Origin of the sequence: Gloeocapsopsis crepidinum LEGE 06123 (genome assembly GCF_015207655.1) — a bacterium.
In the GTDB taxonomy this organism is placed as follows: domain Bacteria; phylum Cyanobacteriota; class Cyanobacteriia; order Cyanobacteriales; family Chroococcidiopsidaceae; genus Gloeocapsopsis; species Gloeocapsopsis crepidinum.
Genome location: NZ_JADEWN010000073.1, coordinates 17,489 through 28,545 on the forward strand (window position 1 = coordinate 17,489; position 11,057 = coordinate 28,545).

Consider the following 11,057-nt stretch of genomic DNA (forward strand, 5'->3'; position numbering starts at 1 on the left):
ACTAACTAATATTCTTTCCAATTACCAATTACCATTTACCAAGCTTGAAGCAACATTTCTTAATTACTCAGCTGTTCCAAAGCGTAATGTCATAAACACAAATCTAGCGATAAAGACTGCTGCGAGAATCCAGGTGGCGACGGTGACTTCGTGGGCTTTACCTTGTAGTGTCTTAGCAATGGGATAAGTAATGAAACCAACCGATAAGCCTGTTGCAATTGAGTAGGAAAGTGGAATAAAGAAAATTGTTAAAAATGCTGGAATTGCTTCAGCAGGATCGCCCCAACGAATTTCCAAGACACCTGCCATCATTAAGACACCTGTAATGACTAAAGCAGGCGTTGTTGCGTATGCCGGAATAGCTTCAAAAATAGGAACAAGAAAGATTGCCAAAATAAACAAAATACCAGTAATCATCGCAGTAAAACCAGTACGCCCTCCTTCGGAAACACCTGCGGCTGATTCAGCATAAGTTGTCACAGTTGATGTGCCGACGATCGCCCCAAATGTTGTTCCGACAGCATCGGCAAATAACGCTTGGTTAACACGTGGCAGTTGTCCATCTTCTTTAATATATCCTGCTTTCATACTCACGCCTGCAAGCGTACCTACCGTATCAAATAAATCAACAAATAGAAATACGAGCACAACCGCAATAAAATCGATCAAGTTAGCTGCGGTTAACCGTGAAAAACCTGCAAAACTTTGCCCAAATAAATCTGTTGGTGCGGTAGGAAACTGTACAATTCCTGTAGGCCAAGGCGTGTTACCTAAGATCCAGCCGAGTAATGCAGTTCCGAGAATTCCCCAGAGTAATGCCCCTTTCACGCGGCGGACTAAAAATGCTGTTGTGATAAAAATGCCTGCGATCGCAAGAAGTGTGTTTGGTTGTTGTAGACTGCCTAACGTCGTTGTTGTCACTTCACTACCAACAATGATTCCTGCGCCTCCTGTTTCTGGATTGCCTGAAAGTCCAATATAGGCAATGAATAAGCCAATACCTACCGAAGTTGCCGTTTTGAGTGACAGAGGAATCGCATCGACGATTTGACGACGCACGTTTGTCAAGGTGAGTGCAATAAAAATTAAGCCTTCAACAAAGACTGCTGATAGTGCTAAGCGCCAGTCAATATTTAAAGTCAAAACAACCGAGTAAGCAAAAAAGGCATTTAAACCCATTCCTGGTGCTAGCGCAAAAGGATACTTTGCCACAAATGCCATAACTAAGGTGGCGATCGCCGCCGCAATTGCAGTGGCAAAGACTTGTTCTGCAAACAGATCGCGTGGTTGATTTAAGAAAATAGCATCTGACAAAATTAAGGGATTAACGACCAAGATGTACGCCATCGTCATGAAGGTAGTCAACCCTGCCAAAGTCTCGATGCGGAAGTTTGTTCTGTATTCACCAAATTTAAAGTAACGAGCGATCGCCGCTTGCCAACCTGTATAATGTGGTCCTCCAGGTGAACTTGGGTTCTGCGTTTCTAACTGATCGATTTCGCTATTCATCTAGCAGTCTCCTTCAAAGATTTGAATTTTGAATTTTGAAAATGAGTTAACTCTACAGATAAATCTAGAGGATGGTTATCAGAAGGTTATTGCTATCGGATGCCCCAACGGCTTTATCAACCGTGACGCACTAATTGCTGAAGTTTTGAGTTAACCCCAGGCATAGTTTGTAATTCAAAATTCATCAGTCATCATTTTTAACTCCGTACAGCACTTAGCCAACTTGCTGACGTATATCGATTTACTTTACTTTTAACAGTTGGTATTAAGGTATGCACCAGAATAAATTGATACTAAGGTAAATTTTTAGATTTATTTAGCTAGCTGCATACTTTATAGTGATACGGAGTTATTTTTTGTTGATTAAGATACAAATTTTCTGTATGCTTAAGAACAGCTAATGTATGCTGTCACTCCACAGGCAAGCGTTTCATAGCAAATAGTCAATTAAAAATAACAAAAATTACGTAGTCAAGTTATACCAATTCATCATGAAGGAAGTCTGATGACGTATCACTTCACTAAATGAGAAATACAAATAAGTTCTCCTCTACACTCTTGCTTTCTTTATCTTCATACAACTACTTGTTCGGCTGTTAACATCAATTCAGGGAATGTAGCGGATATTATTCTTTCTGTTCCGCGAAATTGCAAAACCTGGTATTCACCCTCACTTAACTGATAAACAGAAATAGTCAGCAGTTTAGGAGTACCGATATAACGCGAAGCCCCTAAAGCTAGATAATCTACGATCCAGTATTCAGGGATACCCAACGCTTCGTAGTCTGCGAGTTTCTTCAAATAATCATCGCGCCAATTAGTACTTACAATTTCAACAACCAGTAATGGTGGCGGTTCCGTAAGGGCGATCGCCGCAGATCGCGATTTCATTTGCCACTGTTCGGCTGTCACTATGCAGACATCAGGAATTCGGGCAATATCTTTGCCTTCAACTGGAGGTATTTGAATAGCGATCGCACCTTGTTTGGATAATGCTAGCGATCGCTGTTTGATGTATTCTCTAAGCGCATCATTGAGATCAGCAATATCGGCGTGTTGACCAGTAGGTTGCGCCATCGCGACCAGTTCCCCATAGATTAATTCATAGGAAGTATCTGTCCCGTCTTCATATGCTAAATATTCTGCAAACGAGAGATTTCTAGGTAAAGCTTGAATCATAGTGTTAATATCATTCTTGCTAATAAAACTAGCTGATTCGGTTGAAACCTATAAAGATAGATTTCTATAAGTCTTGTTTTTAGTTAGTCCACGGAGGTGGACTTAGTTTGTGAAGCCGCGACTTTAGTCGCCAAGCGTTTGTCAATTTCACGTCTCGTTAAATGGGAAAAATCGCCATTAAAACCCACCGTTTGATTTTGCGCGAACTCACGCTAGACGACGTGGAAGATTTGGCACAAATCTATGCCGATCCTGTAGTGATGAAATATTACCCTAAACCAATCACTAGAGAAGAAACAAAATACCAGATCGCAAGAATGATCAATGGCTATCAACAACGAGGTTGGGGTTTGTGGGCGACAATTCACAAAGCTAATAACAAATTTATTGGACGCTGCGGATTAATTCCGCAAGTTGTCGATAAATGTCCTGAAGTTGAAATTGGCTATATGCTAGCAAAAGAATATTGGGGACAAGGTTTAGCAACAGAAGCCGCCTGTGCAATTCGCGATTATGGTTTTGGAATAGGGTGCAATCGCCTGATATCCCTAATCGCTCCAGGTAACATTGCATCACAAAAGGTTGCAATTAAAACAGGATTGTGCTATGAAAAAGACACAATTTTTCGGGGTAAAACTGTGCAGGTTTATGCGATCGCCTTAAGCTAGTCTTGCCCTCAGCAGGCTTAGCAGCAAATTCATTGGCACTCGCATTAATACCAGAGGTCTATTCTATAGTTGTATCTCGAGCTTTGGTCTGATTTTAGTAGTATTAAATAGCACAGGTTTTTGGATCGCTTCTACGCAGTATTTTGCTCCTTAAATAGTTGTACTCAATCTTAGATATTTCCTTAACGCTACCTTGACAAACAGTTAATACTTGATTGCTATGTTTCTTCTAGCAGCATAAGAGAGTGTTTGCTCCTTTGAATTATTTGTGAGGAGTGGTATGGGACGCTACGATTTCGAGCGCTTGCTGGCGAGTAAGGTCAAGCGGAGAAGTTTACTCGTTGGCGCAGGAACCTTAACTGGTCTAGCAATTGCAAGTCAATGGTCGAGTCATGTTGTTGCGCGACCGCGATTATCTGACTATCCATTTCAACTGGGCGTGGCTTCTGGCGATCCGTTACCCGATGGCGTTATACTCTGGACGCGATTAGCTCCCAATCCTTTATCCGGTGGTGGAATGCCGCAGCGCAATGTATCTGTGCGGTGGGAAATCGCAACGGATGAAAATATGCGACACGTTGTCAAAGTTGGTACGGCGATCGCAACTCCAGAACTCGCGCATTCAGTTCATGTCGATGTTCGCGGATTGCAAAGCGCTAGGGAGTATTTTTACCAGTTTAAGGTTGGCAGCGAATACAGCCCGATTGGTCGTACCAAAACCGCACCGGCGTATGGCGATCGCGTAAATTACCTCAACTTTGCATTCTGCACTTGCCAGAAGTGGGAGGACGGCTACTACTCGGCTTATCGTCGTATGGCGGAAGAGGAGTTAGATTTAGTCTTTCATCTCGGCGATTATATTTACGAGTACGGCATCAGCCCGACAGGTGGCGCGCGTAATGTAGTGCTACCCACAGCATACCAGCAGGAGACAACAACGCTCGAACAATACCGCCTCCGCTATGCTTTGTATAAAACTGACCCAGATCTGCAAAAAGCTCATGCCTTGTTTCCCTTCGTTGTTACCTGGGACGACCACGAAGTAGATAACGATTATACCGATGCGATTTCGGAAGAAAATGACCCTGTAAAACAGTTCCTGCAACGCCGCGCAGCTGCGTATCGCGCCTATTACGAACACCAACCGCTGCGACACTTCTCGCTTCCCAACGGACCAAATATGCGTCTTTACCGCCGACTTAGTTTTGGGGACTTGGCAAGATTCAGCATCCTCGATACGCGCCAGTATCGCAGTAACCAACCATGCGGCGATGGCGAAACACCGCGTTGTGAAGCTGCGCTCGATCCTGCAAAAACGATGACTGGTTGGCAGCAAGAGCGCTGGCTACTTGAAGGACTAGAGCGTTCCCAAACCCGTTGGAATGTTATTGCTCAACAGGTGTTGATGGCAGAGTTAGATCACAAAATTGGCGCGGGTAAAATTTTCTGGAATGATTCTTGGGATGGTTATCCTTTGGCACGCCAGCGGATTCTCGATCGCATTGTCAGCCGAAAGGTATCAAATCCAGTCGTAATTACAGGAGATTGGCATTCGACATTTGTCAATGATATCAAGCTTAACTACAACAACCCCAAATCTCCAACAGTCGCGACTGAGTTCGTCACACCTTCACTGACAAGTAACGGCGATGCTCAGGTTTATGGTCCGTACTATGGTCCGATGATTCCCGAAAACCCGCACATTAAGTTTTTTGATGGCGATCGCCGTGGTTACTTTCGAGTCAACCTCAACCACAAGCGCTGGCGAACTGACTTGCGCATCGTTACGACAGTGAGCCGCCCAGATGCACCAATATACACCTTCGCTTCCTTTATTGTAGAAAATGGTCGCCCTGGCGTTCAACGTGCATAAGGTAACACTAAGGGTTGTAATTAATATGTGAAGTACAGCTTTGCTACCTTTAGCGCTCGTAAATCCCAACCAGCCGTGCTTGTTCAATGACACAATCGGAGATCGCATCAAGAAGCTGTTCGCGGTTTAACCCTGGTCTGAGGTCAAGTTCCTTGTCTAAGGCATACAACCAAAAATAGTAATGGTGGGTTCCGTGTCCGTTCGGTGGGGCAGGTCCGGTATATCCCAGTTTATCTGTACTGTTCGTGCCTTCTGTGAATTTGCTACCGCCTGCTTGGGCTAGCTGATGCGCGGTTGGCGGAATCCCGTAAACTGTCCAGTGAGTAAATCCATAAGGTAGTGGCGCATCAGGGTCGTGGCAAATCAGTACCAGTTGTTGAGTTCCTGACGGCAATCCGCTCCACTCTAATGGAGGTGAAATATTTTCACCATCGCTGGTGTAGCGTTTGGGAATTCTCTCAAGGGTAGTAAATGCAGGGCTAACAATCCGCAGATCCTTGATGTTTAGTCCCATAAATTAAGTAATATCCTTTCGAGCTTACAGACGAATTGAACACTCACACTAGTGACATCAAGTACGTCCAATGCCAATGATGATATCGTTTGCTACGTAAAGCATCAACCAATAGAGATAAGTCTCGTTGGTTAGTTCTAGTTTGTTGACATTCAATACTTCGTACTAATTCACCAAGCTTGATAAGCTAGTTACATAAAGTTTTCACCAGAGCGAATAATTGCTGTTAAAGATCTGCCACCAAACTCAAATACTGCACTAAAAACTGGCGAGAAGTAACAATTGTGCAGATGAGAATTATGTACGTTTATGCGATCGCCTGACTAACAAATTCTAAGTAATTGTTACTCAATTCTTTAACTGCCAAATCATACAACTGCTTACCGTGTTCGGGTGTCGCTAACGCCGGATCGGAACCCATGCGTCCATCAGGATAATGCTGGCGAAAGTTGACAGGACTATATATTGGATGTCCTTTACCAACTTCTGGAGATAAGGGCGCGTGTTTGATTGATTCAGGATAAACGTATTGAGTCACCGCGACTTCACTCGGAGTTGCGTGGGAACCTTCGCGATCGCCATATAATTCCTTTGCTAGCTGATAAACCGAACCGCACATAAACCAGTTACCAACTTGACACTGGATTTTAGCTGCATTGGAAACGTTAATTTCTGCAAGATAAGTATAAGTTTCAGCAAACGCAGCTTTGAGTGTGGCAATATTACCACCATGACCGTTGATAAAGAAAAACTTGCTAAATCCCGCTTTCGCTAAACAAGTAATATAGTCACGGATAACTAAAATCATCGTGCTAGGGCGCAGGCTAATCGTACCAGGAAACGCTGTGTGATGCAGTGCCATACCAACATTGATTGTTGGGCTAACGAGTGCGCCAGTCGTGTCGCCGACACCATGTGCGATCGCTTCTGCACAAATCGCATCCGTACCAATTAATCCGGTTGGTCCATGTTGTTCAGTAGAACCGATAGGAAGAATAATACCTTGAGATTTTTCTAAGTAAGTTTCAACTTCTAACCAAGTACTCAAATGCAATAGCATAATTTCTTGCAGCGAATGAACCTATTTACTTATCGTAAGAAATCATTTGCATACTTTTATTTTCATTAGAGAAATTAACACCAGCAGAACTCTATAATCCAGCGATGAGTAATGGTAGTCAAAGATACCGTTACCAATTTTTGTTCTGAATAACGATTAAAGGTTGATTGTGCGCAGAATTAGAAATAAAGTCAGGGTAGCACTCATTGTACTCATCCTCAGTACTTTAACCATTGGAGGAATCGCATTTTCTGCGGAAACAGAATTGTTTAGCTTAGCCCGTCCAGCAACAATTGCGGTAAACTCTAGTTTTTTAAGTCCACTTGATGAATTGTTTGGCGATATTGCGATCGGTAGGGGTGTGTTTATTTCTGGTAATACTGTTGTCAGGGCAGATCCTGGTACAAGTATTTGCATAGAAAGTGAAACGAATCTTCAAGACAACATTCTTTTCTTAGCATTACGAAATTTGCCATCTCCGCAAGCCACAAGGTGCGGTAGAGTAGGAGATACAGGAATATCGAGTAGTACGGGTGAGAAAGTTAGTATCGCGCATCAAGCCAAGATTGAAAACTCGTATCTTGGTAACTTTACCTTTATCGGTTTTCGGGCGTATTTAAATAATGTCGTACTAGAAGACGGCGCGTTTGTTTTACACGGTGCGAGACTCACTAACGTCAAGATCGGCAAAAATCGACTTGTACCAATTGGTTCAGTTATTACAACACAAGCGCAAGCAGATGCTTTACCGCTGAAAACCGATGAGAATTCTGAGTTTCAAACTGAGGTACTCGAAGTTAACGAAGAATTTGCCGAAAACTACAGCGAATTGTACGACAACGCAGGATTTGATGCAGTTGTTGGCGCAAGCGTCGCACCAAGAACGTCTTGGAACCCTAAACCTGTGAACCGACTTTAGGTAAAAATGTACAAATTGCTGAGTTTGTCAGGGTTGTAGGCGATGTCAGAATTGGTGATAACAGTGTTATTGGTCAAAGAACATCAATTCGGGCGGATGAAGGTACTCCGATCGTAATTGGTGATAATGCAGAAATTGAAGATCGCGTGACTTTTCATGCACTCAAAGGTACCAGCATTCGCATTGGTAGAAACTTGAATAGCGATGACAATATTGTCTTTCACGGACCATTGGAAGTTGGTGATAATTTGACGATTGGTGATGACGCGATTTTATTTCGCTCGCAAGTGGGTAACAATGTGACGATTGGTAATCAGGCTATCGTCGTCGGTGTAACGCTGCGTGATGGTGTGCATGTTCCTGAAAAAGCTGTGATTACGACTCAGCAGCAAGCTGATACTTTAAGACAAGCTTGATCGGCGAACAAGGGGAGGTAATGCGATCGCGTTGCTTCCTCCAACAACTGAACAAGACGTTATCCTGATTTTATTCCTTCGGCATAAATAAAATAGTTATTTGTTTGCTTTACACTTGCCTGAAAGCCAACTTGAATGAATTTATCTAATAAAACATTGGGTTGATAATAAATTTTATATATTTGATATTCTTGCCCATTATTTAACTTACGCCGTTGATAAATTGCCTTTTCATTTTCAAAAAAATGGTCTTTTGCTGTCGAAGTTGCATCAAAGCAAGAGTCAATAATAAACACTTTTCCATAAGGACGCACTGCCCGATAAACCTTGGCTAGAAAATCATCAACTTGTGCAGGAGGAACGTGAGATAGCCAGAAGGAAAAAAATACTAAATCGTATTGTGTAGTTGGTTGCCAAGATAACAAATCTACTTGATGATAATCAACTATTTTAGTATCATTTAACTTCTTTTTATTTATTGCAATCATCTCAGCCGAAGCATCAATAGCTGTAATTTTGTTGCTAAGTTTAAGTAATTCTTGTGTCCATATTCCTGTACCACAAGCTAATTCTAAAATTGAATTAACTTTACCAATATCCTGTAATGCACTTTTCAGAATATCTACTTCATCAAACCAGCGTTGATTCAGTTGCAAGCCGCGATCGTAACGACCAATGCGATAAAACCACTCATCATATTCTTGAGAGCGAGCATTATAATAAGCTATTTGCTCTTGAATTTCTTTAATCATATGCAAGAAAAATCAACTACAACCTAAAATACAATAAATGACTATTTAAGTAACTACAGATTCGGGAAGTGCGCCTTGAGGCTTTTAAGTTGTTGATGGGCGCTTTCGGACATCTAAGCCACGTACAGTAACTTTACCAGGCAATAAACAAAACGTGATCGCACTTTGAGTAGAATCTATTTGCAGCGAATTTACTCGATAAGAGTGCGATCGCGCCCAATTTTTTTTACTACTTCAACAATATCAATTACTGATGAAAACCGATGAAAGACAAACAAACGGCGCAGCACAATTAAGCAGCAGCAAACAAGCAGTAATATAAATATTCCAGAACTAAATTGGTAAGAAAATAATTCGGTTTGTCCACTCGTCTGCGGTTGATGCAGCCCAAATTAGGATCAAAGAGTCAATGACTTCCGAAATCAGGAGCGTTTTAGGCACAATTAAAACCCCTGGGCTGGTTTGAGTAGTAATGAAGTCAGCGAAATGAAGTGGCATCGTTCGTTGATCGTGGGATATCAAAATTCGTCCTTGTTTGGCAGCGATTGCCAACACCTCTTGATCGGGAAGTCCTTCTAACTTGGCAACTAAAGCAGTTTGAAAATCGCTCGATGGTTCTCGTCTCAAAACGCCCACAACAATATTATGATTGAGATCCGCATCAGCTTGAAAGCGAATCGTCATTGGTTTTTGGTAGCAGATGCGAGCTTTTTGTACAGTTGAGAGTTCTCTTGTGAGGAAGCTTGACGGAGTTGATCGAGTTGTGCTTCTCCTTGTTTTAAGTAAGGGTCTATCACTTCTTGATTGGATAGGTAAAAAGTGATCGCACCATAAACTTGTTCAAGGGTTAGTGTCGGAAAACTTTGCACGATCTGCTCAGGCAATTCACCTCGAACAAACGAGTAAACGATCGAATCTAAAGAAACCCGACTACCAGAAAGCCAATAGCCTGCTTCGCGTTGTTCAACGTACTGTTTAGACAAAATAACTGCTGTCATGCTTATAAACTTTTATCAATTGATGTTAAGACTAAGTTAGTCATATTCTATCTGTGGAATCCGATGACAGTGCAAATGCCGCTTGTCTACAAGGTACTCAAAGGTCGTTATCTGATTGGTATTGTTCGCTGGATAAGTATTGAGTGGTTTGAGTAAGTGATTCGTATACTGATTTTTAGATCGCTGTGCAACTGTGCGCCAGATTTGGAGTTGACGAGATTGGTGAGAGTGCTTGAAACTGATCCTCTGTTATTAAGCTGGTGAAGTGGTCGAATTTAGGAAACTCCCTAAAGTTATAATTGAGTTGCGGTGTTTACTCATAAGGCTGTCCTCTATGCAACTAGAAGACTATTTCATGATTCTTGCACCCGATGACATTCGGATTAAAGGAACGCGCATAGGCATTGAGAGCGTTCTTTATGAATACATCTATCGTTGCAAAACACCGGAAGAAATTGCCCAACAATTTCATACAGTAACGTTAGAACAGGTTTACGCCACAATCTTGTATTATTTACATCATCAATCAGAGGTCGATGCGTATCTAGCAGATTGGTTGGAGTTCTCCCGCACGATGCGCGAGAATCAGCAGCGAAACCCGTCTCCAGCCAGGATAAAGTTTCGCCAGATGCAGGCGGAGAAAGCTGGACAGCTACAGTAGATTTGATGCTAATCCGCTATTTGTTAGAGGATGTCTGAAAAGTCAAAGACTATACCAATCGTCTCAACATAAGACGAATCATCGCAACTTGAATCATCGCCTCAGAAGTGGCAGGTAAAACCTCATAATCTTTGCTCAGTCTCCGACACCAGTTAAACCAACCGAAAGTACGTTCTACGACCCAGCGACGAGGCAAAACCTTAAATCCTTGAGCAGTGCCAGAGCGTAAAACTGTTTCGAGAATCCAATGGTAGGTATCCATGACCCAACGCCTCAACCCCTCTCCTCGATAACCACCATCAACCCAAATCTTGACAAGACGAGAAAATTGAGTTTTTCGTTGATGTCCAATAGCCAAGATTAACGTCAGTTCGGGATAAAAAAAGGAGGGGGCAAGTAAGCTGAAATTAAGTTAAACCATTCAGCGCCCCGTCCTATGTCTAGTTTAGAAGCATTGTTTTGTGAGGTCGATGATTTTTGCACATATTTTGAACCTCAGTGGCATAGG

Annotated in this window: 12 protein-coding genes and 2 pseudogenes; 6 read left to right on the plus strand and 8 right to left on the minus strand. The window is 42.4% G+C overall.

Going from position 1 to position 11,057, the window contains the following annotated elements; all coding sequences use genetic code 11:
* Positions 1-63: 63 nt before the first annotated feature.
* Positions 64-1,509: an NCS2 family permease gene (locus IQ230_RS22155; protein WP_193934402.1), complete on the minus strand. Its 1,446-nt coding sequence runs from the start codon at positions 1,507-1,509 to the stop codon at positions 64-66.
* A 573-nt stretch (positions 1,510-2,082) separates the two neighbouring features.
* Complete coding sequence (locus IQ230_RS22160) at positions 2,083-2,688, minus strand: Uma2 family endonuclease (RefSeq protein WP_193934403.1); 606 nt, start codon at positions 2,686-2,688, stop codon at positions 2,083-2,085.
* A 161-nt stretch (positions 2,689-2,849) separates the two neighbouring features.
* On the opposite strand from IQ230_RS22160, the gene IQ230_RS22165 reads away from it, so the two are divergent.
* Complete coding sequence (locus IQ230_RS22165; RefSeq protein WP_193934404.1) at positions 2,850-3,356, plus strand: GNAT family N-acetyltransferase; 507 nt, start codon at positions 2,850-2,852, stop codon at positions 3,354-3,356.
* Between the two features lie 280 nt (positions 3,357-3,636).
* Complete coding sequence (locus IQ230_RS22170; RefSeq protein ID WP_193934405.1) at positions 3,637-5,229, plus strand: alkaline phosphatase D family protein; 1,593 nt, start codon at positions 3,637-3,639, stop codon at positions 5,227-5,229.
* Positions 5,230-5,278: 49 nt separating this feature from the next.
* Here the strand turns inward: IQ230_RS22170 and IQ230_RS22175 are convergent, their stop codons facing one another.
* Positions 5,279-5,743, minus strand: coding sequence for a YbhB/YbcL family Raf kinase inhibitor-like protein (locus IQ230_RS22175; protein ID WP_193934406.1), 465 nt, complete (start codon positions 5,741-5,743; stop codon positions 5,279-5,281).
* A gap of 307 nt (positions 5,744-6,050) precedes the next feature.
* Positions 6,051-6,803, minus strand: coding sequence for a creatininase family protein (locus IQ230_RS22180; protein ID WP_193934407.1), 753 nt, complete (start codon positions 6,801-6,803; stop codon positions 6,051-6,053).
* A 169-nt stretch (positions 6,804-6,972) separates the two neighbouring features.
* Between IQ230_RS22180 and IQ230_RS26985 the strand changes: the two genes are divergently transcribed.
* The 3 genes and pseudogenes from IQ230_RS26985 (at position 6,973) to IQ230_RS27780 (ending at position 8,138) form a co-directional block, all read left to right on the plus strand.
* A complete protein-coding gene (locus IQ230_RS26985) occupies positions 6,973-7,722 on the plus strand; it encodes an LbetaH domain-containing protein (protein WP_228055231.1) in 750 nt (249 codons plus the stop codon).
* Between the two features lie 14 nt (positions 7,723-7,736).
* Positions 7,737-7,850: pseudogene (locus IQ230_RS28000) on the plus strand (hypothetical protein); the annotation flags it as partial.
* A gap of 18 nt (positions 7,851-7,868) precedes the next feature.
* Positions 7,869-8,138, plus strand: coding sequence for an LbetaH domain-containing protein (locus IQ230_RS27780; protein ID WP_322742538.1), 270 nt, complete (start codon positions 7,869-7,871; stop codon positions 8,136-8,138).
* A gap of 59 nt (positions 8,139-8,197) precedes the next feature.
* On the opposite strand, the gene IQ230_RS22190 is transcribed toward IQ230_RS27780, so the two are convergent.
* The 3 genes from IQ230_RS22190 to IQ230_RS22200 all read right to left on the minus strand — a co-directional run bounded on the left by IQ230_RS22190 (position 8,198) and on the right by IQ230_RS22200 (position 9,888).
* A complete protein-coding gene (locus IQ230_RS22190) occupies positions 8,198-8,890 on the minus strand; it encodes a class I SAM-dependent methyltransferase (RefSeq protein WP_193934408.1) in 693 nt (230 codons plus the stop codon).
* Between the two features lie 333 nt (positions 8,891-9,223).
* Entirely contained in the window at positions 9,224-9,574 is a 351-nt protein-coding gene (locus tag IQ230_RS22195; RefSeq protein ID WP_193934409.1) for a DUF5615 family PIN-like protein, read from the minus strand.
* Complete coding sequence (locus IQ230_RS22200) at positions 9,571-9,888, minus strand: DUF433 domain-containing protein (RefSeq protein ID WP_193934410.1); 318 nt, start codon at positions 9,886-9,888, stop codon at positions 9,571-9,573. The genes IQ230_RS22195 and IQ230_RS22200 overlap by 4 nt, the downstream gene beginning before the upstream one ends.
* Before the next feature lie 334 nt (positions 9,889-10,222).
* Between IQ230_RS22200 and IQ230_RS22205 the strand changes: the two genes are divergently transcribed.
* Positions 10,223-10,549 carry a DUF433 domain-containing protein gene (locus IQ230_RS22205; RefSeq protein ID WP_193934411.1) on the plus strand — a complete coding sequence of 109 codons (327 nt, stop codon included), beginning with the start codon at positions 10,223-10,225 and terminating at the stop codon, positions 10,547-10,549.
* 49 nt (positions 10,550-10,598) lie between these two features.
* On the opposite strand, the pseudogene IQ230_RS27000 reads toward IQ230_RS22205, so the two are convergent.
* Positions 10,599-10,871: pseudogene (locus tag IQ230_RS27000) on the minus strand (transposase); the annotation flags it as partial.
* Positions 10,872-11,057 lie beyond the last annotated feature (186 nt).